Source organism: Caballeronia sordidicola (assembly GCF_002220365.1).
Taxonomy (GTDB): Bacteria; Pseudomonadota; Gammaproteobacteria; order Burkholderiales; family Burkholderiaceae; genus Caballeronia; species Caballeronia sordidicola_C.
On the sequence record NZ_MTHB01000262.1, the window covers coordinates 75309 to 99142 of the forward strand.

The window sequence follows — 23834 nt, forward strand, 5'->3', positions numbered from 1 at the left end:
GAAAAGCTGAGGAAAACATCATGAGCGAAGCAACATTGCCGAGCGCGCAGGATATCGAGGCGCGTTTGCGGCGCGGCCCGTTTCACGAATGGCTGGGTTTGAAGGTGGTATCGGTGAGTGAGGGCGAGATCGAACTATGCGCTACGTGGCGCGAAGAATGGGTCGTGAATCCGGAGAAGGGCTACACGCACGGCGGCATTCTCGCCGCACTCGTGGACCTGGCGGCGGACTGGGCGCTGGTAACGAAGACCGGACGGGGCGTGCCTACCATCGACCTGCGCGTGGACTATCATCGCGCCGCGTTTCGGGGTGACCTGACAGTGAAGGGAAAGGTAATCAAGTTCGGCTCGCAGGTGTCCGTGTCCGAAGCACAGGTCTTCGACAAAGACGGCAAGCTCGTTGCCAGCGGCCGCGGCGCCTATTCAACGGCGGCTGCAACCCCAACCCCGGCGCCGGCCAGAACCTGATGCTGAAGCTCGACCATCTCGTCATCAACACGCGTTTCGATACCGACGCCGCCCAGCGCACCTTCGAGCAACTCGGCTTCACGGTCGCGCCGCGCGGGTATCACACGCTCGGGTCGATCAATCACGCGATCGTGTTCGATGACCACTATCTTGAACTCATCGGCTTGCCTGCCGATGGCAAGACCGTGCGCGAGGAGATTGTGTCGAGTCCGCTAGGCCCTGATGGCCTGGTGTTCCGCATCGACGATCCGGCTGCGACCTTCGATACCCTGCGCCAAGCCGGTTTTCACGCCACGCCGCCGCAGACCTTCTCACGGCCGGTCGAGCTTGACGGCGCGCCCCCGGTCGACGCGCGGTTCACCACGGTGCGGCTGAAACCAGGCCAGTTTGACGGAGGCCGCGTCTACTTTTGCCAGCACCTGACGCCCGAGCTCGTTTTCCGCAGCGAATGGCAGAGCCATCCGAATGGCGCGGCGGGGTTGAGCGCGTTGCATCTGATTGATGTTGCGCCCGAACCGTATGTGCAACTCGGCGAGATCGAGGCGGGCTTCGAACTGGTGTACTGGACGCGTGCGGATTTCGACGCGCGGTTTGGCACGACGGCGCAGTACATTGCTGCGCACGGCCCGCGTTATGCCGCGATTACGGTGCGTACGCCAGCCTGGCGCCTGGCGGGTGAGAGAGCCGAAGCGGCAGGTTTGCCCGCGTTCATCGAGAGGCAACGAGCGCTCGTCGCTTTGCCTCGCTTCGATACCTTGCTGGAATTCATACCATGACTTTCCCGACGAATCTCGGCGCGCTGATTGCACGCGGCGAGGGTGGCGATCGAGGCGCTGACACACTTGCGATCATTGGCCTGGACGATGGGTTCAACGAGCGTCAATACAGCTTCGCTGAACTCGATGCGCTCGCTGACGCTGTGGCTTATACGCTCGCCGCTCAGTACGCGCGAGGCGAGCGCATTGCCGTGCTCGCGGCCAATTCGGCGGACTATGTCGCGACGATGCTGGGCATCATGCGCTCGGGGCTGGTCGCCGTGCCGGTCAACTATAAATTCCCGCGCGCGCTGATTGCTGATGTGATCGCGAATAGCGGAGCACGCCTTGTGTTCACGGATTCGCAGCGCGTGGGCGACGCGCCGGCGAGCCTTGCGCGCGTGGTGTTCGATGGGCGGGAACAAGCCCCCGGCACTCAAGGATTCCAATCGTTTATTGCGGCAGAAAAAGCGCAAGGGCGGCGCTTTGAGCCGATAGTTCCTCACAAAAACGAGGCCGCGTTGTTCCTCTATACATCAGGTTCCACGGGACGGCCGAAGGGCGTCGTCCTCTCGCACGCGAGCCATCTCTGGGTGGTCGAGACGCGCTTAAAGGCGCAGCCATTGAGCGGTGAGCGCGTGCTGATCGCCGCGCCGCTTTATCACATGAACGCGCTTGCGCTGGTGTTCCTTGTGTTGGCCGCTCGCGCCACGACCGTGTTGATGCCGGCCTTCAACGCGCGCAATTACATTCGCGCTATCGATACTTATCGCTGCACGTGGCTCACTGCCGTGCCGCCGATGATCGCCATGATGATGCAGGAGCGCGAACTGCTCGCGCGCACGGATTTGTCGTCGGTTCGTTATGTGCGGATGGGCTCGGCGCCGGTCAGTGGCGCGTTGCTCGAGCGGACTCACGCGCTGCTGCCGAACGCGAAGGTGATCAACGCGTATGGCACTACCGAGGGCGGGCCGGTCGTGTTCGGGCCACATCCCGACGGTTTGCCCACGCCCGCGCAAGCGATCGGCGCGGCGCACCCCCAAGTCGAACTTCGCCTCATCGATACGAACGGTGAGCTCGCGAGCGAAGGTGAACTGGAGATTCGCAGCGCGGGGCTGATGAACGGTTATCACAATCGCCCGGACCTGGTGACGCCGATCACGCCGGACGGCTTTTATCGCACCGGCGATGTATTCCGCCGCGACGAAAACGGCTTCTATGCGTTTATCGGACGACGCGACGACATGTTCGTTTCCGGCGGCGAAAACATCTTCCCGGGTGACGTTGAGAAGATGCTCGAGCGGCATCCGTCGATCCAGCAAGCGAGCGTGATTCCCGTCGACGATGCGATCAAGGGTACAAAACCCGTGGCCTTTGTCGTGCTAAAACCTGGGGTGCAATTGAGCGCGGAAGAGGTGAAAGCGTTCGCGCTGGAACATGCGCCGGCCTATCAGCATCCGCGGCAAGTCTGGTTCATGGATGCGTTTCCACTCGCGTCGACCAACAAGATCGACCGGGCGGTTTTAAAGCGCGAGGCGGCAAGGAGACTGGAGGATGAAGGGCATCCTGAAAAGGCTTGAGGGGCACTGACTGTCAAGTTATATCATCATGTTTGATATATTTAAAATCAGATGATATAGTTTGAAACATGAAACCCGATCAATGGCATTTCTCGCGTCCGGAGCTCGCTGCAGGGTATCTGAGCCTGTTCGGGCTGGGTCTGTCCTCCGCGCGCACGTTGTTCGCGCGGAGGCGGATGGGCAAGACGGAATTCTTGCTCAAGGACCTGATCCCGGCGGCCACGGCAGCCGGGTACCTGACAGCCTACGTGAACCTGTGGGACGACGACGAGGAACCCGCAGGCGCGCTTGTGGGTGCGCTCTACGGCGCCGTCGAGCCGAACTGGTGGGGCAGGCTTGCGCGTCGCGCCCGCAGTCCAGTCAAGAATCTCAAGGCCACGGGCAAGATTCCGGCATTCGGTGAAGCATCGGTCGAGGCGGAGTTATCGGCGGAGGACAAGAAGTATGCCGGCACGCTGTTATCCGACGCGCTCAAGGCCTTCGATTCCCAGCCGAAGCCGCTGCTTCTGATCATAGACGAAGCGCAGGTTCTAGCTGCCGCGGCTCACTCGAATTTTGCGCACGCGCTGCGTGCGGGGCTGGACGTTCGCAAGGACCGGCTGAAAGTGATCTTTGCCGGCAGTTCGGAATCGACCTTGAGAACCATGTTCGGACGCTCGTCCGAGCCGTTTTTCAACTGGGCGCCGCTTGAACCCTTTGCGCTGCTCGGCCGCGATTTCCTCGAGTTCATGGTGGAGAAGGTCAACACCATTGCCAAGCATCAGCTCTCGATGAAACATGCTGTCGCCGCTTTCGATCAGCTCAACTGCACGCCTGAATTCTTCCGGCGTTTTCTGGAGCGGCATCTCACGTATCCGTTCGATGGCCCGGACGCGGCATTGCAATTCACGAAAGAGCATGTGTTCAACAACGAGCAATTCAAGCGGCAGTGGACCGGATTGTTGCCAGCCGACCGTGCGCTGCTCGGCATGATGGCCGACGGCATGGTTTCAGACTTTCATAGCCAGGCGGCACGGGAGCAACTGGGGACCTTGCTCGGCTTGCCCAAAGCGCCGCCGATGAACACGCCCGCGCATTCGTTGCGCCGGCTTCAGGCCGGCAACATCGTGACCAAACTGGCGCATGGTGAATATCGCTTTGAAGATGAAGCGTTCGCGCAGTGGATCCGTGAACAACGCACCCTGGGTGAGGATGCCCCGGGCTGACGAACGCGCTTTTTTAAGCCTTCGCACTTGAAACGAGCGGTCAATGCGAATCGCGGCTGGAACCGGAAACGGTCCAGCCGCGACGTCACGCGCTTTAAGCGCACTAAGCACTAGGCGCGGCGTCTGAACCATCCCGTGAGCGACAAGCGGTCGCGCGTCGCGGGCAATACTTCGTGCAGCATGTCGGCGGATAAAAACACCGCGATCCGGTTGCCGACCGGCGCGATATCCCGCGTGCTCAAGCCTTCCGGATGCAGCCTTAAAGCGCCACCGTGCTCGGGCAGCCAGTCTGCATTCAGATAGACGATGACGGACACGGTGCGGCTGTCGTCGTCGCGAAACCGGTCGCGGTGCTGCATGTATGAAGCACCGGGTGCGTAGAACGCAAAGTGGCTTTCGTATTCATCGAGACCCAGGAACAGCCCGCGATTCAATGCCACGCGCAGTGTTTCCATGATCGCGAGATAACGGTCGCACGCGTCCGACTGACCCGCCTCCAGCCACTGGATCCGGTCGCCGCGCACGCCCGGCTGCAGCGATCGCGCCGCGCCCTGGCTGACCCGCGCCGGAGTAAGCGTGCCGGCCGCCGCCAGCGCCGCGCATTCCAGCGCCAGCGCGAGGGTCAGATCCGGCGGCAAGAAAATATCCTGCTCCGACCAGCCATGCTCATGAACGGCATCGACAATATGACGATGCAGGTCATCTCCGGACGCATCTGAATGCGCCGGCGGGTGCGATCGGATCACTGCGGGTTCCTTCGAACGAAGGTGCTGGGTGGAAATTCCGGCGGCCGTCCGAGGCGTGGCTGGACCTAAGCGGGTATCGGATATGAGCGGGGTGGGGCTTTAATCTGAGCGGCAGATATTAACACCGGCGCCTGACTGTTCCCGTGAAGGGGCGCGTGGTGCCCTGGCCCGGCTTACAGGCGCCTCGTCCTGTTTAAGCGGCTTAAGCGCCCGCGAGCGCCAATACGTGATCGCCGCGTGCGGAGCGTTGCGTGCGGAGCGTTGCGTGGCACAGCGATCGAATCGGATCGTATGGCGCCGGGGAGTTGCCCTGCGCTTCTGCGGCGTTGCTCGCGCTGACTGTTCAAGTCGTATGCTTTGCTTTGGTAAGCGGGCTTACATCGACAACGTCGGCAACGTTGACATGTTGAGCGTTCAATCGGCTCGCGCCGTTGGAGCCTTGATCGGTTCATCGGCGCGAGCGAAACCTGTTCGCTACACCAAGGGCAACCACACTTCCGTCCGAAGTTCTTCCGCAGGAGTGACTTCGGGCCGGTTCAGGTTGACCTCCAGCGGCGGTTCATCGCGAAGCTGTTCGCCCGAGGACGGCAGCCAGTCCCGATACGCCGCCTTCCACGTGCGATGCAGCGTCGTATAAGGGCCGACGTGAGTGAAAACCGCATAGCGGCCGCTCGCGATCGGTTGCCAATTCAGCGTGCCGGAAAGCGGCAAGCCGTCCGGTTGCTCGCACTGTCCGCTGTTCGTAGCCATGGAATAACCGAACACCAGGCCGGCGATAAAACGGCAGTGTGGATCATCAGGACCTTTGGGGTCGTCAGGAACCACGCTCATATAACTCCGTACCTGATCGCGAAGGCCCGCACCATTCAGCGCCTGCATCAACTCGCCAAACGCCTGTTGCGCCGCACGCATCATATTGTTGTCGACCATGCCGCGCCCTGTGGCGGTAAGGGCGACGATGCCCTCGGGCAAGTGGGTGATTCGAGAGGCTTGCATCGCATCCGCTCCTTTGAAAACAGAGGGAAAATCGGGCTCACGACAGCGTGAAAAAATGTCTTTCCACGCTGAGACATCGCCTCGACGCACAGCCGTCGGCGTGGTGTCGAGATCGCGGCGCATGGCTTTGGCGAGTGCTTGCGCGGACTCGTAGCCCACCGTCAATGCAATATCCGATACCGGCTCGTGGCCACTGACCAGCAGCGCACAGGCGCGTCGAAGCCGCAGCAAGGTCACGTAGTTCGCCACGGTGCAGCCCGTATAAGCGCGGAACACCCGATGAAAATGATGGCGCGACATGGCCGCGCAATCGGCGAGCGTGTCGGCGCTCAGCGGTTCAACGAGATGACTCTCTGCATGAGCCAGCGCACGGGCAATCAACTCGGCGTGGCGATCGGATGTCGGTCTGGAAATAGGTGGCGGCATGGACACCATTGTAGAAGGCGATGCCCGCGCGGCACGTGTCCCATCGTGCTCGATGCCGGTCGTTCGCGCCGGCACCGCGGGGAGGGTGATTCTCGTTGCCGAGGACGGGAGCCAGCGGATTGTCGCCGGCCGACGCGACGCTGACCGCAGCGAAGCAGCGCCTCAAATTCGAGATACATCAAGCGCTTAGATCACAGCCAGACACGTTATCCACAGGGTTGCCAACATAAACGGTGAATAACCCGCGCGCCCGTTTCGCTTCGTCATGTCGCCGCGCGAACACGTTCTGCCAGCCTAGACCGGAATCGGAAAATGCACGCCGGCCCGCTGAGCCGCGTTCACGATATGCGCTTCGATCGCGCGCCCGGCGTGTTCGCTGTCGCGTGCCTTCAACGCTTCGACAATGGCCAGATGCTCGTGGTACGTCGACAGCACCAGTTCTCGCCGATAAAACGGCAAACGCTGGCTCTCTTTCATGATGTCGGCGCTGCCGCGCAGGATCGATTCGATCGCAGTATTGCCCGCGAGGCTCACGATCCGCATATGGAACGCGAAGTCGAGTTGTGCGGCTTCGTCGAGTTCGGCGCAGGTCAGCGCGCCTTGCAGCGAGTCGAGGTTGTCCTGCAGCCAGACAATGTCCGCGTCCCCAATAGCCGGCGCCGCCAGCCGCGCGACGAAACCCTCGAGCGCGAAGCGCATCTGGTAGGTATCGGGCAGCGACGCCTGATCGGCAAAACGCCACGCGTGCGTACCGGCCGCTTCTGCGCTATTCACATACACGCCCTTGCCGGGACGAATATTCAGCATCCCGAGCGCTTCGAGCGTCGACAGCGCTTCACGCAGCGAGGCGCGGCTGATTGCCAGTTCCTCCGATAACTGCCGCTGCGCCGGCAGCAGACTTCCCACCGGATAAACCATCGTCTCGATGCGCTCACGAATAGTCGCGATGGCGGCATCGGTCACGGTATGCGGAGCATTTTTCATAGGGCGTATAAGAGTGGCGCGGTCTGACCACCATTGTAGGCGCGACGCCGCCAAGCGTCTGCTTCATCACGATTTTTCTGACGAATAACACCCCGGGATGCCGGGTAAACCGGTATCAATCGGATCTTGACTCCACTATATCGGCTTTCTAATATTCCTCATCAGCAACTGGTCGGACCAGTCTGAACAGTTAGCATGGTCATCATCCCGTGCCGTGCGACACCGAGGAGAACCACTGTGTTGAGATTTCTTAATTCCCTGTTTGGGCGGGTCGTGATCGCGTTGGTCGCGGGCATTGTGATCGGCGCGGTGTTCCCTCATTTCGCGCAATCGTTGAGACCGCTCGGCGATGGCTTCCTCAAGCTCATCAAGATGGTGATCGGACCGATCGTGTTCTGCGTGGTCGTCTCGGGCATGGCAAGCGCGGGCAACCTGAAGAAGGTCGGGCGCGTCGGGCTGAAGTCGGTGGTCTATTTCGAGGTGATGACCACGCTCGCGCTCGTGATCGGCGCCTTGCTCGCGTACGCAACCCGACCGGGCGCAGGTATGAATATCGACCTGCATACGCTCGACGCCGGTTCGCTCGCCACCTACACCGAACACGCGAAAAGCCTGAAAGACACGGCCGGCTTCCTGCTCAAGATCATTCCCGATACCGCCACCGACGCCTTCGCGAAGGGCGACATCCTGCAGGTTCTCGTGTTCTCCGTGCTGTTCGGCGCGGCGCTCTCGTTGCTGGGTGCAAAGGCGCAGCACGTGACGAGTCTTATCGATGAACTGTCGCATGTGTTTTTTCGCATCATGGGTTTCATCATCAAGCTCGCGCCGCTCGGCGTGCTCGGTGCGATTGCGTTCACGACCGGGACCTATGGCGTCGAGTCGCTCAAGCAACTCGGCATGCTGGTGATCGTGTTCTATGCCAGTTGCTTCCTGTTCGTTTTCGTCGTGCTCGGCGTGGTGATGCGGCTCACCGGCTTCAGCATCTTCAAGCTCGTGCGTTATCTGCGCGAGGAACTGCTGATCGTGCTTGGCACCGCTTCGTCGGATGCCGTGCTGCCGCAGATCATGCGCAAGCTCGAATGGATGGGCGTGAAGGATTCCACCGTCGGCCTCGTGATCCCGACCGGTTATTCGTTCAACCTCGACGGCTTCTCGATCTATCTCACGCTCGCCGTCATCTTCATCGCGCAGGCCACCAATACGCCGCTGTCGATCCACGACCTGATCGTGGTCGTACTGGTGTCGCTGGTGACGTCGAAGGGCGCGCATGGCATTCCTGGCTCAGCCATCGTGATCCTGGCCGCCACGCTTTCCGCGATCCCCGCCATTCCCGTGCTCGGCCTCGTGCTGATCCTGCCGGTGGACTGGTTCGTCGGCATTGCGCGCGCCGTCACCAACCTGATCGGCAACTGCGTCGCGACGGTGGTCGTGGCCGTGTGGGAGAAGGATATTGACCGTGTCCGCGCCACGCGCGTGCTGAACCAGGATGCCGAACTGCTTTTCGTCCCGGCCGATCACGCCGGCGCAAGCCATGGCCACGAGCCCGCGCACGCTGTCTGAGCGCGCGCGCTTCGTCGCCACTCCCTGAATCGTCTTAAAGGAAACCACCTCATGGCCAGTCCAGTTCTCGACCCCAACGCTCCGGCGTTTACCCGCCGCTTCATGAACCTCGCCGATCCGCGTCTCGGTGCCACAGCGCTCTTCGCCAGTGATGAATTCTTCGCGCCCAAGGAGCGGATGCTCGAGCCGCAGCCGGCGGTTTTCATCCCCGGCAAATACGACGACAACGGCAAGTGGATGGACGGCTGGGAAACGCGCCGCAAGCGCACCACCGGTTACGACTTCTGCATCGTCAAGCTGGCGCGGCCGGGCACCATTCACGGCATCGACCTGGATACGAGCCACTTCACCGGCAACTTCCCGCCGGCAGCGTCGATTGATGCCTGCACGAGCGACAGCGCCGCGCCGCAACACGACGCCGACTGGCGCGAGATCGTGCCGGCGACCACGCTGCAGGGCAACCAGCATCACTATCTCCCCATTGCCGATGCCCGTGCCTACACGCACCTGCGCGTGAATATTTACCCGGACGGCGGCATCGCACGCTTGCGTGTGTATGGCCAGCCAAAGGTGGATTGGACGCGTGTTGAACGCGGGTCGCGAGTGGACCTTGCAGCGATTGAAAACGGCGCTTATCTGGTAGCGGCGAACAACCAGCATTTCGGACCGGCGTCGCAAATGCTGATGCCTGGACGCGGCGTGGACATGGGTGACGGCTGGGAGACGCGACGGCGCCGTGAGCCCGGCAACGACTGGGCGATCGTGGCGCTCGCGCACCCCGGTGTCATCCACGCCATCGAAGTCGATACGGCCCACTTCAAGGGCAATTTCCCCGATGGATGTTCACTGCAGGCCGCACGGGTCGCAGGCGGCACGGACGAGTCGCTCGTCACACAGGCGATGTTCTGGCCAGTCCTGCTGCCGCAACAGAAGCTGTCGGCGGACAATATCCATCGATTCGAAAGCGAAGTGGCCGCGCTTGGGCCCGTCACGCACGTTCGCTTCAACATGTTCCCGGACGGCGGCGTGTCGCGACTGCGCCTGTTCGGTGCGATCGAGTAAGCAGTGATGCGCACGCTTACGCTCGAACCCTTGACGCGCGCGGCGTTCGAGCCTTTCGGCGATGTAATCGAACTCGACGGCGCGCAGCATTTCCCGATCAACGGTGGCACGACGGAGCGCTTCCACGACCTGGCGCGCGTGGATGTTGGCGCGGACGAAGGGGGCCGGCCGCTCATTAACGTGTTCCGGGGCCAGCCGCATGCGCAACCGGTCGAGATCTCGATGATGGAGCGTCACCCGCTGGGCAGCCAGGCGTTCTTGCCGCTGGGCGCAGTGTCGTATCTGGTGGTGGTCGCGCCGGCAGGCGAATTCGATGCATCAAGACTGCGCGCGTTTTTCACGCGCGGCTGGCAGGGCGTGAATTATGCGAGGGGCGTCTGGCATCATCCGCTGATCGTGCTGGATAGGGCGGCGGACTTTATCGTGATCGATCGTGGCGGGAAGGAGGCGAATTGTGAGGAAACCTATCTATTGGAGACTCTGCGGCTGGTAGAGGGCGATCTCGTTTGTTCGTCGGCCGCCTGAAGGCGGGTAAATGGGCCTTGCTGCTTCTGTTCACGCAGCATGGCTCGGCTTCGCACCCTGACGCTGTCGCGCACCGGCAGCGTCCGATAAGCCGCCTTCTCGCCGAGATGCCGGCGTTCCACATTTGTCTTTGCTCCATGCGTTATTCTGGACGCGCCCCCGCTCCTTGACGCGGGTGCCGTACCCACCCGTTTCGCCGCGAAGCAAGCACTCCCCGGCGAAACCAAGCGATGGAATGCATTGGCAAATGACACAAAACATCTACGACGATCCCGCGTTCTTCGAGGGTTACAGCAAGTTGGGCCGCTCGGTGGAGGGGCTGGCGGGTGCAGCGGAATGGCCGGCGCTCAGGGCTTTGCTTGCGGCCATGCGCGGCCTCAGGGTAGTGGATCTCGGCTGCGGTTATGGCTGGTTCTGCCGCTGGGCACGCGAGCAGGGCGCGGCGTGCGTTCTCGGTCTCGATGTATCGGAGAAGATGCTCGAACGCGCTAGGTCGTCGTCTGCTGACACGGTAATCACCTACGCAAAAGCTGATCTGGAAAAACTCGATCTGCCGGAAGCCAGCTTCGACCTGGCCTATAGCTCACTTGCGTTTCACTACATTGAAGACCTGCGAGGGCTGCTCGCAAACATCCATCGTGCGCTTGTGCCGGGCGCAAGGCTCGTCTTCTCGATCGAGCATCCGATCTATATGGCGCCACAAAATCCTGGATGGTTGACCGATGAGAACGGCCGCAAGACCTGGCCTATCGACAGCTATCAACGCGAAGGTGCGCGGATCACCAACTGGCTCGCCGATGGCGTGGTCAAGCAGCATCGGACAATGGGCACGTTGTTGAATCACCTGATTGGAGCGGGCTTTACGATCGCCCACGTGCAGGAATGGGGACCGACAGATGGGGAGGTCGCCGCGCGGCCCGAACTCGCGGAGGAGCGGGAGCGTCCCATGATGTTGCTGGTGTCCGCGAACCGATAAACCCCGCACCTCGAAAACTAGGGCTGCGTGACGGCGAATACGCCCTCTTGCCCGTCATCCAAGTCCAGAGCACCCGACACGGCCGGCGCCGCGCTGGCGCAAACCCGATTGCGCCCCGCATTTTTTGCGCGATACAACTGCGCATCGGCGGCGCCCACCAGGCCTTCCTCGGTCTCGAGACCTGATTCGCCCGCGCAATTCACAGCCACTACACCGAAACTTGCAGTGGAACGCACTTCGCGGCCATCCCACGCACGCGTGGTGGTCAGCTCGAACGATTGGCGCATGCGCTCGGCCAGCACTGTCGCGCCGGCGAGATCCGTTTGTGGAAGCAGCAACAGGAATTCCTCGCCGCCGTAGCGAACCACGCTGTCGACCCGGTGCCGTGTGTGGGCAAGCAGCATGGCGGCGAAGGTCCGCAAGACGGCGTCGCCTGCGGGGTGCCCGTAGGTATCGTTGATCTGCTTGAAGTAGTCGATGTCGCACAGGATGACCGCGAGCTTGAGCTTGTACCGCCGGGTGCGCTGGAGTTCTGCGTCGAACAACACGTCGGTCAGATACCGCCGGTTGAAGCAGCCGGTGAGATAGTCGCGCACGGAGAGGTTGCGCAACAAGGCGTGCTGGCAGAATTCATCGCGGACCAGGCGGTTGTGGCGGCGAGCTGTGACATAACCGAGCACGTTGGTGAAGGCCAGAAGCATCGACGACGTCAGCAACGACGACGAGTCGAGCATCTTCGATACCGCGCAAATGGCGATAAACGCGATCGTCGCGGCCAGGGATATGAGCAAAGCCCAGAGCAGCTTGTTCTGAATGAAGTTGTACACCACGATCAACAGAATGCACATGGACATGCAATGCGCCGCCATTCCGGTGGGACGAAGCCAGGTGATCAACATGAAGGCAGTGAAGCCGACGACTTCGAACGCGCTCGCGGCCGCGCGCACGGAGGCGAGGGAAACCTGCGGAAAGCTTACGACGCGTAGGCTGACCACGCCCGTCAACGCAACGCAGCAGCGCGCCAGGAAAAGCACGAAGGTTGTACGGGAATAACCGAGGGCGGCTATGTCAGTGATCGCGAAAGCGACGTAAAACAGGGTGCAGAAGACAAGCGTGCGCATCAGCGAGGTATGGTTTGCAATCCGATGATGGCGCTGAAACTCTTTTTCCACTGACGCGTCTTCGAACTCGGACCATAGGCGGTCAAGTTTGAAATTCGTCTCTGCGTCGAAGCGTGGAATTTCGATTGGTTCTGCCATCGCTCGCCATGTCTGATGTCGCCGTTGGGGCAACATGATAAGTCATTTTGTATGTCGGGCCCGGGCCGCCGACGTACAGAAGGAACGCAATGTCGAAGGTATGAGCAGGTACCGGCAGGTCGCAAGCGCTGCGCGAAGAGGACGAGTCAGGCCCTCACATCGAGGCAAGTGCCGCTAGCGTGTCACGCAGCCACACGTGCGCCGGATCGGCCTGACTGCGAGGCGGCCACGCGGCGAACAGCGTAAAGCCGCGCGCTTCGAACGGTAGATCGAAGATATCGAGGCGTTCGCGATAACGCTCGGCAAAGCGGGCTGGCAGCGTCGAAACATAGTCCGTGCGCGCCAGCAATTCAGGCACGAGCGTGAAATGCTGCACCGATAATACGACCCGGCGCTCGCGCCCCAGCGCGTCCAGGTGTTCGTCCATGAAGCCGTGAAAACTGCCGCCGCTCGTCGACACCAGCACGTGGCTCAACGCGCAATACGTGTCGAGATCGAGCGCAGCAGTACCGCGCGGATGCCCCTTGCGCTGGACGACGACAAAATGCTCATCGAAGAGTTTGCGGGCTTTCATCGACGCCGGCACCATCCGCTCCGAGCCCAGCAGCAAATCGATTTCACCGCGTTCTAGCCGGGTCGCCATCGACGGCTGGTCGGCCACCACAAACGCGATCCGCACGCCCGGCCCGGCCAGCGCCGGTAGCTGCTCCATCAGCCGCTGGCCGAGCACCGCCGTGGCGTTGTCGTTCGCGGCAATGACAAAACTGCGCCGGTCCGTCTGCGGATCGAAGGAGGGTTGATGGCGCACGACCGCTTCGAGATTCTTCAATGCGAGGTGCAACGGCTCCATCAATTCGAGCGCCCGCGTGCTGCGCGTCATGCCCCGGCCGGTCTCGGCGGGAATCAGCAGCGGATCGCCGAAAATCTGGCGCAGCCGCGCAAGCTGGGTCGAGACAGCCGGTTGCGTCAAATGCAGCCGAAGCGCCGCGCGCGTGACATTCGATTCGGCCAGCAGCGCATCGAGCGACACAAGCAGATTCAAGTCGATACCGCGAAGATCAATCACGTTGATAGGTCGCATTCTATTAATTGATTTCAAGAATACGTACCCGGCACCTAGAGTTCAACTGTCCAACCGACCTTAAGGGGAATACAGATGAAAGCGTGGATGCTCGATGAACCCGGTACGCCGCTGGCGCTGCGCAATGAAGCACCGCCGGCGCCACGCCGCAACGCGGTGACAGTCCGGATGGAAGCGGTGCCGCTGCTCAGCTATACGCGCGCTCACGTCGAGGGCAAGTTGCCCTATGCGTATCCGCCGGGACCGTTTTCGCCGGGGACAAATGGCGTTGGCCGCGTGGAAGCGGTCGGCGAGGGCGTGATCTCGTTTCACGTCGGTCAGCGTGTCGCGGTGAACCCGTACTGGATCGCGAACGAAACGGTACGCGAACCGGCGCAAGTGCTGATCGCGCTGACGGGCCTTGGCGCCGACAGCGGGCCGATGCTCGCCGAATTTCCACATGGCAGCTTGCGCGAAGTGGCGCAATTCCCGGCGTCGACGCTGATTCCGCTCGATGGACTCGACGATCTCCCGGCCGAGCGCCTCGCGATCCTGGGCAAGTTCGCGGTGCCGTTCGGCGGTTTGCGGCGCGGACGGCTGGCAGCGGGTGAAACCGTGATCGTCAACGGTGCGACCGGCTACTTCGGCTCGGCGGCAGTACTCGCCGCGCTGGCGATGGGCGCGAGCAGGGTGGTTGCGCTCGGCAGGCGCGCCCAACCGCTGCAAACGCTGGTGGAACTCGGACGAGGCCGCGTGGTGCCGGTCGTGCTGTCGGGCGACGCGGCGCACGACGTAACCGCGATTCGCGCGGCGGCGGGTGGAGGTGCGGACCTGGCTTTCGATATGGTCGGCAATGCAACCGATGCCAACGCCACGATCGCTACGCTCAGAAGCCTGCGCCGCGCCGGGCGCCTCGTGCTGATGGGCAGCATGCTGGTGGATTTGCCGATTCCCTATCGCGAGATGCTGCAGAACAACTGGGAGTTGATCGGCCACTTCATGTACACGCCCGCCGATTATCTCGTGCTGGTTGCGCTAGCCGCATCGCGCCAGTTGCCGCTCGCGTCCGTCGAACTGAAGACATTTTCATTCGCGGCACTGGAAGCGGCTATTGACGAAGCCGGCCGCATGTCGGGCCTGCAATGCACGGTGGTATGCGGTGACTCGCCGCAAGCGTGGGCGTAGCAGGTCGAAAACAGCGCCGTTTAGTACAGGTCGGTCTTGAGGCGTCCGGGCAGTGCGCGATCGTAGGCGTCGCTATCGAAAGTGGTGTCGCTTACGCCCTTCAGCATGTCGCCGGCTGAGGGCAAGCTCGAGCGGTCGACGTGTTTCTCGCCGTTCCACAAGTCCGATCTCACGACCGCCTTCGAGCAATGGAAATACACGGACTCCACATGCACGAGGATCACTGTACGCGGCGGTTTGCCGTTCACGCTGAATGAGGCGAGCAGCTCGCTGTCGTCGGCAATCGATGCACGGCCGTTCACGCGCATCATTTCGCCCACGCCCGGCACGAGAAACAGCAACGCCACTCGCGGGTCGTGCACGAGGTTCCTGAGTGTATCGATACGGTTATTGCCCGGGCGGTCGGGAATGGCCAGCGTATGGGCATCGAGGATCCGGACGAAGCCCATTGCATCGCCTTTGGGCGAACAGTCGAGCCCGTCCTCTCCCGCCGACGCCAGCATCACGAACGGCGACGCAAGGATGAACGCCGCGTAGTCTTCGCTGATGAACGAAATCTCCTTGCGCACCGAACGCTCGTTCGGCTTGCCGTAGATATCTTCCAGTTGCTCGACGCTCGTCAACATGCTTCGCTCCTTCGATGATCCGGGTTCAGCCCATACATTAGCAGGCCCGGCTGAACCTAACGTGACTAGTGCGGCGTGACAGGATCGAGCCCCGTCTGCGTGACGACCGGCGCCGCCTCCGGCGAAGCCAGATACTCAAGCAGCGCTTTCGCTTCGGCTGGATGTTGCGCGCCCACCGGAATGCCGGCGGCGAATCGCGTAATCGATTGCACGGACGCGGGAATCTTGCCAACGAACGTTATGCCCGGCACGGGCAGCAGCTCGCTCACCTGCTGGAAGCCAAGTTCGTAGTCGCCGTTGGCCACCACCGACGCCACCGGAATCTTAGGCACCATCGTAGCCTTGGGACGGATCTGGTCCTCCAGCCCCAAGCGCTTGAACAACTCGTTCTGCACGTACACGCCGCTCGCGCTGTCGGAGTAGGCGACCGACTTCGCGTGCAGCAGCGTCTCCTTCAACGCCGCAACCGTGCTGATATCCGGCTTCGGCGCACCGGCGCGAACGACCATGCCGATGGCCGAATCGGCGAGTTCCACGCGTGAGCCCGGAATCACCTTGCCTTGTTTGATGAGGTCGTCGAGCGCGTAGCCGACCATGATCACCACGTCCGCCGGTTCGCCCCGGGCCAGCCGGTTCGGGATTGCTTCGGGGGCTTTGCCCATGGAGGGCCCGAGGGCGGTGTCGAGGGTATTGCCGCTTGCCGCGGCGAATTTTGGACCGAGGATTTTGTAAGCTGCGGTGAATCCGCCTGAGCTCATGACATGCAATTCGGCGGCATGCACGGTAGGCGCGGTGGTCGCGGCTACCGTGCCGCCGATGAACGCGAATGTGGAAAGCTTCAGCAAGAACGATTTCATGGATGACCGTAAAAAGTGGATGAGTCGATAACGTTTGCGCCGACGAAGTTTAAACGCATCGAGGGTGATGGTCGTTAGGGAACACCCCGTGTTATTCGGCGCTGAACGACGCGCAAACGATTTCCGGCTCAGCCTGACGATTAACTTACCGCGAACGCAAACGTTGCACTTTCAACGCCTTCGGCCATACCTGTTGGGGTCGTCTCGTTGAACTGTTAAATACTGAAAAGTACGTTAGATAGCACGGTGATCGGCGGTAGAGTGCGTCATCGAAGGACATTTTTGGTTTGTCCTTAGGTCAATAATATCAGTGGGAAAAAGCATGCCCGGCGCTACGCGCCGAGGAATGAAAACCCATGAAGGCGAATCGTATTATTAGCGTTGAGAGGCTGGTTCGCCGCGCACTAGACGTCAGTTTTCGGGGATATCAGTGAATACCAAAACGCAATACCAAGGAAATCGTGCGTCGATAATAATCGATGCGGAAATAGTCCATATTGAAGCGATCATGTCTCGTTGTCTCGCGATGGGAGCCAGTGGCGCGATTTTTCACGCGAACTATTGGCGCAACCGTTTATTGACGCTGCGCGATTGCGGCCTGAGCCACACACAGGACGTCGCCGTGCAATCGCTTTTAAGCGATCTCGTGGAGTGTCACTAGACCAGGGTGCTTTGAATGTTGAATAAATCCAGCGGCGGCCCGCTTGCATGGAAGTCGAAAATCCGACCGCAGCAGTCGGCTGACAGATTGCGTTATTTGACGCTGGATCTTGCGTCGGATCCGCATGCTCGTGCGGCAATCGAGGCTTATGCCGATTCATGCGCGGCAGAGTTACCTTGGCTGGCGGATATTCTGCGATCACGGCTGGAGAGATTAAACCGTTCGGTAGACCGCGTTCAGGATCGGTTTCCAGGACATCAAGCGGGACTTCAGGAAGATCAGGTCGCTCCAATGCCGCTGACTTATTGCGAACAGACGGCGCGGCGTTTGATTGCTTTTGCGTGCATGTGCGCGCGGGCACGTGAGGATCACTCGGATGCGGCGTGGGATCACGTCATGAAAAGCTTTGACCGGATGCTGATTCAAATGCGCTGATTTCGCATAAAAAAGTATAATAAAAATACAAAATAATCTGCCACCGGCATTCGGCGCCCAAGCAAAATAAATGACAAAGCCGTTTTGACTATTTAACGGGATATCAGGCAATGCGGATTTGCGTGCTGGACGACGACCTGAGCCAGACGGCGTTCGTGGCTCAGACACTGACTGCCGCCGGGCACTTCTGCCAGGTTTTTACCGAAGGCAAGAGCCTGATCCATGAGCTGAGGCGTCAGCCGTACGATCTGCTGCTGCTCGACTGGAACATGCCGGAAATGCCGGGCGACGTCGTGCTGAAATGGGTCAGGCAAAACCTCACCACGAACCTGCCGGTTCTCTTCCTGACGAGCCGCAGTGTTGAAAGCGACATCGTCCAGATGCTGAACGCCGGCGCCGACGACTACATCCTCAAGCCGGTGTCGCGGCCTGTGCTGCTCGCCCGTGTGGAAGCTTTGCTGCGGCGGATCTACATGCACCAGAACGAGGTGACCGAGGAAACCTACGGCATCTATCGATTCGATCTGACTACCCAGACCGCACTGGTCAATGAAGTGGCAGCTACGCTGACGCAGAAGGAATTTGAACTCGCTCTGCTGCTCTTTCGCAACCTGTCACGGCCGCTGTCACGCACCCATATGCGCGAATCGGTGTGGCGGCAGGACGTGGATATTCCGTCGCGAACAATCGATACCCATGTCTCGCAGATTCGCTCCAAGCTGGTGTTGCGACCGCAAAACGGTTACCGCATAACACCCATCTATAGCTACGGCTATCGGCTGGAAAAAGTGGGGAATGAATCGTCGTGAACGGGTTCCATAAAAACAGGCGCGGTTTGGCAGCGCATCAAGGTCCACGCTCGAGGCTGGATGCTTCAATGGCGCTGGCCGGCATCATCGCCATTGTTTGCTCGATCCAGCCGGTCTACGCCAGACACGTGCCGTCGCAGGACATGACGCCCTATGTGGTGCGCGCGGACGATTCGCTCTACACGCTCGCCGATCGCTACATGCAGAGTCCTTCCGACTGGCGGCTGTTGCGCGACATCAATCACGTTGCGAATCCGCGGCACCTGCAGGTCGACGCTCATCTCTTCATGCCCACCTCGCGGCTCAGGCAGACGCTGCTGACGGCTCGAGTGGTGGCGGTGCGCGGCAGTGTCGACAAGCTCGGCACGGCGGGCGCGCCAGCCATGCCGGTTAATGCGGGGACGCTGTTGATGGAGGGTGATGAAATCAGCACCGGCCGCGACGCGTTCGTTTCCATGCTGCTACCCGGCGGCTCGCATGTCGTGCTGCCGTCGAGCAGCCGGATCCAGATCGGACGCTTGCGTACCACGCTGCTGACCGGCGCGGTCGACCGTCAGTTCGACCTGAAGCAAGGCGAGGTCACGACCGACGTCACGCCGTTCAAGAACCCGCGCGATTCGTTCCGGGTCATTACACCGTCCGTGGTGGCAGGCGTGCGCGGCACGCGCTTCCGGGTGAATTACCTGGCGGAGCAAGATGCGACCAGCGTCGAGGTGCTGGCAGGCAAGATCGGCGTGGACGGCGCAGTGAACGGCGAGGTTAGTGACGCTTTCGGCCCGCAGCCGGTCAAGGGCGGTGCGCAGACGCTTGTGCTGGCCGGCTACGGCAACCTGACGCGCACGGGCGACGCCGCAGGCGCGTCGGTGCGGCTGCTTGACCCGCCGGATATTGTCGATCCGGGCAAGTTGCAGCGCGCTCCGCAAGTGACCTTTGACCTGACGCCGGTCGACGGCGCGCTCGCATACCGTACGGAGATTTCCAGCGACGCCGATTTCCTCGACCTGCTTCGCGACCAGCGCACGACAGGCCCGCGCGCGGCGTTCGACAACCTCCCCGACGGCAACTATTTCGTGCGCGTCTCGGCCACTGACACGCACGGCATCGACGGCTTGCCGCAAGTGTTCACCTTCAGCCGCCGTCTCGACACCACCAACGCGGCGGCTACGCCTATCGAAGGCAATGGCTACGCATTCCGCTGGCATGTCGACGGCGGGGCGTCGAGGGCGCAGTATCGGTTCATCCTGTCGAATCATGCGGACCTGAGCGCGCCGTTGATCGACCTGCTCGACGTGTCGGGCGGCGAGATGTCGGTGGCGCATCTGAGCCCAGGAAAGTACTACTGGACGATTGTTGTCGATACCTTCGAGAACGGTCGGGTCGTGTCGATACCGAGCGAAGTCCGGTCGTTCACTCAAACGCGGTAGGCGCGACCCATGCCATGGCGCTTCCCCTTTCACAATTGGCGCTGGCTGGGGCCGTCCATTGGCAAGCGCTTTTTCCTTGAATGGGCGCTGATCGGGGTGGTGGGGGTCGCCGCGGTGCTCTTTGGCGTGATGAGCCCGCTGACGGAACGCGCCGGTTTCCTGTTCTACGATCAGTTGTTGCTGCACGCCGCGAGCCGTGCCTCGAGCGGCATTGTGATCGTCGCGATCGACGACGAAAGCATTGCGGAACTCGGGCGCTGGCCGTGGCCGCGCGAGACCCATGCGGCGCTGCTGACGCAGCTTGCGAAGGCGAAACCGGCGAGCGTCGCGTACGACGTGCTGTTCACCGAACCGTCTCCCGGCGATGCCGCTTTCGCCGAGGCCATGAAACATGTGCCGACCTATCTGCCGCTACTTGTCGACCGGCTGCCCGTCAACCGGAACGAGCCCGCCGTGGTCGAACCTGCCCCGGTGTTGCGCGCGGCGGCGGCGGGCGTGGGCCACATCGACCTGGAAGTGAACCACGACGGTATCGTGCGCAGCGTCTCGCTGTTCGAAGGCAGCGGCAAGGATTGGTGGCCGAGCATCACGGTGCCGGTGTATCAGGCGTTGCGGGGGCCGGATGCCGTGCTGCCCGGCATCGAAACGGCGGCGGCTGACGCGGCGTTCGCATCATCGGGACCGGCGGGCGTGGGCGATCTGAAGCGCGCGCATCGGATGATGATTCCGTTCTCGCGCACGTCGCTGGATTATCCGCGGGTGTCGTTCGCGGCCGCGATGCAGGGAGCCGTTCCCCCTGAATTCTTCGCAGGCAAGATCGTGCTGGTTGGCGCAACGGCGGCCGGCCTGCGCGACCGCTTTGCCACGCCGATCTCGGGCGAAGTGGGCGAGCTGCCTGGCGTAGATATCTACGCGACTATCCTCGACGCGTTGTTCGACGGCCGCGCCATTGAACCGATAGGCGACGAGGCGGCCGGCTGGGCGAGCGTCGTGCCGGTTGGCATGTTGCTCGCGGCCCTGCTGGTGGTGTCGCCGCTGCAGTCACTCATGCTGACGATCGCGCTGGGTTGCGCCTGCCTGATTGCGAGCGCCTGCCTGGTGTATTTGCGCTCTCGCTGGCTCTCGCCGGTACCGGCGCTCGGCGGCCTGGCGCTGATCTATTTGCTGTGGAGCTGGCGGCGTCTCGAGGTCGCGATGTCGTATCTCGGACAGGAAATGCGTCTGCTTGCCGCTGAGCCGAATCTGCTGCCGGGTCCCCACCCCAAACCGCAGGGCACGGCGGGCGACGTGCTGGAACGCCTGATCGCACTCACACGCCAGGCCGTGCAGCGCCAGCGCAACATGCGACAGTTCATCTGGGACAGCCTGAACAGTTTGCCCGAGCCGATCATGGTCTGTGATCGCGATGGCCGCATCCTGATGGTCAATGATCCCGCGCGGCTGCATTTTGGTCCCTTGCAGTTCGCCGACTTGTCGATCATGCAGCTCTTCGGCGAGTTCCATTTCGTGCGTCTGGTCGACGAAGGCAGCAGCGGTTCGCTGCCAACCGGCATGCAATGGCCGGAGATGCTCGACCCACGCGTCGAGCGGCACACCGCCGTGATGATGCATGGCATTGAAGTGCGCGATCGCCATGGCCGCGATCACATGCTGCGGTATGCGCCCTGCACGACCAGCACGGGCGAATCGCTCGGGTGGATTGCGAGTTGGGTCGATATCACCGCGCTGCATGCTTCCGAGCGCCAGCGCGACGACATGCTGCACCTGCTGTCGCACGACATGCGCTCACCGCAGGCGTCGATTCTCGCGTTGCTCGATACCGAGCGGCCGCATATCGACTCCAAGCCGGCGATGGAGTTGATGGAGCGCGTCGAACGCTATGCGCGCCGCACACTCGCACTGGCCGATGATTTTGTGCAGCTTGCCCGCGCCGAGTCGCAGCACTATAGCCTCGAACTGCTGAACCTGCATGAACTCGCAATCGACGCCAGTGACGAAATCTGGCCGCTCGCGAACGCGAAGAACATTGAGGTGCGTTGCGAGAGCGAAGGTCAGGCTTACTGGGTTTTGGCGGACCGGTCGCTGATGACGCGCGCGCTCATCAACCTGCTCAGCAACGCGGTGAAATACAGCCCGCCTGGCACGCGCGTCGACTGTATCGTCACGGAGAAGCCGGGCGCAATCGTGTGTGTGGTGCGGGACGCGGGCTACGGTATTGCGCTTGAGCAGCAGGCGCATTTGTTCGAACGCTTCCGGCGCTTTCATCTCGATGGCCAGCCGCCGAGCGATGGAACCGGGCTGGGGATGGCGTTCGTCAAGACGGTGGTCAGCCGCCACGCGGGGGAGATCGCAATTCAAAGCGCGCCGGACCAAGGGACTACGGTCACGATCACCTTGCGTGCACAGACAATCGAACCGCGCGAAGCGAGCGGCGAACAACCCGCTACGCAGAAGCAATAAACGTTTTTTGGGGAACGAAGTGAACATACGATCGATGGCAAGCGCCATCTTCCTTCTCGCGCTCCTGTGCGGTTGCGCCAGTGAGCCGCCAGTGAGGATCAGCGCCTACAGTGCGGACGGCGGGGATTTCTCGACCGAGGGCGTCAAGACCTATGCGTTGCAATCGTCAAGTGTCGAGCCACAGGGTGACGTTGCGACCGATGCTGCGCCCGCTCGCTGGCTTGATGAAGCGCTGGCCGCGAAGGGCTTGCGCCAGGCGCCTCTGAACAGCGCGGACTATCTCGTCAAGCTGGGTTATGCGACGCGTCCGCAAGCCGTGCGCGTGCACGCCGAGTGCACCGGCGTACCCGAAAGCGCATGTGACGACGTCGCGCTGCAGAAGGAATGGTTTGGGCGCAAGCACTATGTTCATGCACTGACTATCCAGTTTGTCGAGCGGACGAGCGGGGCGGTGAGTTACCAGGTAAACGTCATCCATGCGGATCGCGATCCCGCCGGCGGCGCGGCGCTGCACAACCTCATGGGTTGCGCGTTCGCGGACTTTCCCATGCACAATGCCGAGCGGCGCGAGGTCGCGCATTGTGATTAGCGGCTAGCGAAGATCGGCGTGCGGGAGATTGACGCAGGGATAATGGCGTATTCTTGCGCCTGAACGAAGCGGCGAGCATTGCAGGCGACCAGGCCGAGCCGCCGAGGACGTTCAATCCACACGAGCCCGAAGGACTCGACATGCCAGGGAACCCGCAGTGAAGTTTGCCGATTTTTGCCGTTGCACCGTAGTCTCGTTCACTTGCGTTTGGCTGACGAACGCCGTTGCGGACGAGTCAAGTACTGCGCCTGATGCCAGCGCGTCCCCCGATGCGAGCCCCGCTGCCGCCGGGCTATGGAAAGTCTCGATCGGCCCCGCGTTGATGGTGTCGCCGAAATACCCCGGTTCTCGTGCGTTCCAGGTCCTGCCGCTGCCGTCGCTCGATATTTCCTACGACGACCGGATCTTCTCGCAAGGTCTCGACGTACTCGGCATCAACCTCCTGAAAGGCCCGGCTTATCACTTCGGCACGGCAATCAGCTTCGATTTTCAATCGCGGAATGAGTCCGACGATCCGCGTCTTCACGGCCTGGGTAATGTGCACTATGGTCCGAAGCTGAAGGTGTTTGCGGATTATTCCCTGTCGCTGTTGACGGGCTCGGTCGCGGCCTATCAGGACATAGCGGGGACGGGGCAGGGTTTGCTTGTCAGTGGGGATCTGGTGGCGAATATGCCGCTTACTTCGAAGTTGCTGGTGTCGGTTGGGCCCGGCGTGACGTGGGCTAATGCCGTCTATAACCGGACGCTGTTTGGCGTTTCCGCCAGTCAAAGTGCTGCTTCTGGTTTGCCGGTCTATGACACGAGTTCGGGCATCCGGGACGTTCACCTCAACACCTACGTCAGCTACGATTTTTCGAAAAAATGGGTGGGATCAGTCTCGCTCACGGCCGGCCGGTTGGAGCACAACGCAGGGCACAGCCCGATCACCGAGCAACGAACTGAGTTGAATTTTCTTGCCGCGGTGAATTACCGGTTCAAGTGATCTGTCCCTTGGCGGTGGTTGTGGTCCTGTCTGGAATTCGCGCCACGCTTCACCACCCGTGCCCTCGGGCAAAGATCCGGTCGCTCGCGCAAAGCCCGGTGTGAAGAAATACTGCACACGCAATGTCGCTTCATCGCACTTTCTAAAGCTGCCCGGCCGGCGCTCCGTCAAATACTGACCGCCGTGCACTCCCGTGTGGGCAGGC

General features: G+C 61.6%; 23 protein-coding genes. 15 read left to right on the forward strand and 8 right to left on the reverse strand.

Features of this window, described 5'->3' with window-relative positions:
- Positions 1-20: 20 nt before the first annotated feature.
- From BSU04_RS38075 to BSU04_RS38090, 4 genes are all read left to right on the forward strand, one after another.
- Positions 21-467: a PaaI family thioesterase gene (locus tag BSU04_RS38075; protein WP_089165383.1), complete on the forward strand. Its 447-nt coding sequence runs from the start codon at positions 21-23 to the stop codon at positions 465-467.
- Positions 467-1243 carry a VOC family protein gene (locus tag BSU04_RS38080; protein ID WP_089165384.1) on the forward strand — a complete coding sequence of 259 codons (777 nt, stop codon included), beginning with the start codon at positions 467-469 and terminating at the stop codon, positions 1241-1243. Before BSU04_RS38075 ends, BSU04_RS38080 begins: the two co-directional genes overlap by 1 nt.
- Positions 1240-2802: a class I adenylate-forming enzyme family protein gene (locus tag BSU04_RS38085; RefSeq protein WP_089165385.1), complete on the forward strand. Its 1563-nt coding sequence runs from the start codon at positions 1240-1242 to the stop codon at positions 2800-2802. The genes BSU04_RS38080 and BSU04_RS38085 overlap by 4 nt, the downstream gene beginning before the upstream one ends.
- 68 nt (positions 2803-2870) lie before the next feature.
- Positions 2871-4007: a hypothetical protein gene (locus tag BSU04_RS38090; protein WP_089165386.1), complete on the forward strand. Its 1137-nt coding sequence runs from the start codon at positions 2871-2873 to the stop codon at positions 4005-4007.
- 110 nt (positions 4008-4117) lie between these two features.
- On the opposite strand, the gene BSU04_RS38095 is transcribed toward BSU04_RS38090, so the two are convergent.
- Complete coding sequence (locus BSU04_RS38095; RefSeq protein ID WP_089165387.1) at positions 4118-4753, reverse strand: 2OG-Fe(II) oxygenase; 636 nt, start codon at positions 4751-4753, stop codon at positions 4118-4120.
- A gap of 474 nt (positions 4754-5227) precedes the next feature.
- The gene (locus BSU04_RS38100; RefSeq protein ID WP_179258582.1) at positions 5228-6175 is read right to left on the reverse strand and encodes an AraC family transcriptional regulator; all 948 of its coding nucleotides are present in this window, start codon (positions 6173-6175) and stop codon (positions 5228-5230) included.
- On the opposite strand from BSU04_RS38100, the gene BSU04_RS38105 reads away from it, so the two are divergent.
- Positions 6174-6365 (forward strand): hypothetical protein, encoded by a 192-nt coding sequence (locus BSU04_RS38105; RefSeq protein ID WP_089165389.1) that lies wholly within the window; start codon positions 6174-6176, stop codon positions 6363-6365. The genes BSU04_RS38100 and BSU04_RS38105 overlap by 2 nt on opposite strands.
- 104 nt (positions 6366-6469) lie before the next feature.
- On the opposite strand, the gene BSU04_RS38110 is transcribed toward BSU04_RS38105, so the two are convergent.
- Entirely contained in the window at positions 6470-7159 is a 690-nt protein-coding gene (locus tag BSU04_RS38110; RefSeq protein WP_089165390.1) for a FadR/GntR family transcriptional regulator, read from the reverse strand.
- A 195-nt stretch (positions 7160-7354) separates the two neighbouring features.
- Here BSU04_RS38110 and BSU04_RS38115 point away from each other — a divergent pair, with 195 nt between their 5' ends.
- The 4 genes from BSU04_RS38115 to BSU04_RS38130 all read left to right on the forward strand — a co-directional run bounded on the left by BSU04_RS38115 (position 7355) and on the right by BSU04_RS38130 (position 11282).
- A complete protein-coding gene (locus BSU04_RS38115) occupies positions 7355-8719 on the forward strand; it encodes a C4-dicarboxylate transporter DctA (RefSeq protein ID WP_373452915.1) in 1365 nt (454 codons plus the stop codon).
- A gap of 51 nt (positions 8720-8770) precedes the next feature.
- Positions 8771-9781 carry an allantoicase gene (alc, locus tag BSU04_RS38120; protein ID WP_089165392.1) on the forward strand — a complete coding sequence of 337 codons (1011 nt, stop codon included), beginning with the start codon at positions 8771-8773 and terminating at the stop codon, positions 9779-9781.
- Positions 9782-9787: 6 nt separating this feature from the next.
- Positions 9788-10306 (forward strand): ureidoglycolate lyase, encoded by a 519-nt coding sequence (locus BSU04_RS38125; protein WP_089165393.1) that lies wholly within the window; start codon positions 9788-9790, stop codon positions 10304-10306.
- Between the two features lie 247 nt (positions 10307-10553).
- Positions 10554-11282, forward strand: a complete 729-nt coding sequence (locus BSU04_RS38130) for a class I SAM-dependent methyltransferase (RefSeq protein WP_089165394.1) — start codon at positions 10554-10556, stop codon at positions 11280-11282.
- Between the two features lie 17 nt (positions 11283-11299).
- On the opposite strand, the gene BSU04_RS38135 is transcribed toward BSU04_RS38130, so the two are convergent.
- Both BSU04_RS38135 and BSU04_RS38140 read right to left on the reverse strand, forming a co-directional pair.
- Positions 11300-12541 carry a GGDEF domain-containing protein gene (locus tag BSU04_RS38135; RefSeq protein ID WP_089165395.1) on the reverse strand — a complete coding sequence of 414 codons (1242 nt, stop codon included), beginning with the start codon at positions 12539-12541 and terminating at the stop codon, positions 11300-11302.
- A gap of 154 nt (positions 12542-12695) precedes the next feature.
- Positions 12696-13622, reverse strand: coding sequence for a LysR family transcriptional regulator (locus tag BSU04_RS38140; RefSeq protein WP_089165396.1), 927 nt, complete (start codon positions 13620-13622; stop codon positions 12696-12698).
- A gap of 75 nt (positions 13623-13697) precedes the next feature.
- Between BSU04_RS38140 and BSU04_RS38145 the strand changes: the two genes are divergently transcribed.
- Positions 13698-14786: a zinc-binding dehydrogenase gene (locus tag BSU04_RS38145; RefSeq protein ID WP_089165397.1), complete on the forward strand. Its 1089-nt coding sequence runs from the start codon at positions 13698-13700 to the stop codon at positions 14784-14786.
- Between the two features lie 20 nt (positions 14787-14806).
- Here BSU04_RS38145 and BSU04_RS38150 read toward each other — a convergent pair whose 3' ends face one another.
- The 3 genes from BSU04_RS38150 to BSU04_RS46865 all read right to left on the reverse strand — a co-directional run bounded on the left by BSU04_RS38150 (position 14807) and on the right by BSU04_RS46865 (position 17476).
- Positions 14807-15412: a pyridoxamine 5'-phosphate oxidase family protein gene (locus BSU04_RS38150; protein ID WP_089165398.1), complete on the reverse strand. Its 606-nt coding sequence runs from the start codon at positions 15410-15412 to the stop codon at positions 14807-14809.
- Positions 15413-15477: 65 nt separating this feature from the next.
- Complete coding sequence (locus BSU04_RS38155) at positions 15478-16269, reverse strand: substrate-binding domain-containing protein (RefSeq protein WP_089165399.1); 792 nt, start codon at positions 16267-16269, stop codon at positions 15478-15480.
- Between the two features lie 874 nt (positions 16270-17143).
- Entirely contained in the window at positions 17144-17476 is a 333-nt protein-coding gene (locus tag BSU04_RS46865; RefSeq protein WP_179258583.1) for a hypothetical protein, read from the reverse strand.
- On the opposite strand from BSU04_RS46865, the gene BSU04_RS38165 reads away from it, so the two are divergent.
- The 5 genes from BSU04_RS38165 to BSU04_RS38185 all read left to right on the forward strand — a co-directional run bounded on the left by BSU04_RS38165 (position 17476) and on the right by BSU04_RS38185 (position 23629).
- Positions 17476-18174, forward strand: coding sequence for a response regulator transcription factor (locus BSU04_RS38165; RefSeq protein WP_089165400.1), 699 nt, complete (start codon positions 17476-17478; stop codon positions 18172-18174). The genes BSU04_RS46865 and BSU04_RS38165 overlap by 1 nt on opposite strands.
- Before the next feature lie 68 nt (positions 18175-18242).
- Positions 18243-19598 (forward strand): FecR domain-containing protein, encoded by a 1356-nt coding sequence (locus tag BSU04_RS38170; RefSeq protein WP_089165401.1) that lies wholly within the window; start codon positions 18243-18245, stop codon positions 19596-19598.
- A 9-nt stretch (positions 19599-19607) separates the two neighbouring features.
- Positions 19608-22058, forward strand: a complete 2451-nt coding sequence (locus tag BSU04_RS38175) for a CHASE2 domain-containing protein (RefSeq protein ID WP_089165402.1) — start codon at positions 19608-19610, stop codon at positions 22056-22058.
- A 19-nt stretch (positions 22059-22077) separates the two neighbouring features.
- Complete coding sequence (locus BSU04_RS38180) at positions 22078-22647, forward strand: DUF4136 domain-containing protein (protein ID WP_144021486.1); 570 nt, start codon at positions 22078-22080, stop codon at positions 22645-22647.
- Positions 22648-22858: 211 nt separating this feature from the next.
- On the forward strand, positions 22859-23629 hold the full coding sequence (locus BSU04_RS38185; RefSeq protein WP_256983783.1) for a MipA/OmpV family protein: 771 nt from the start codon (positions 22859-22861) through the stop codon (positions 23627-23629).
- The last annotated feature ends 205 nt before the right edge of the window (positions 23630-23834 follow it).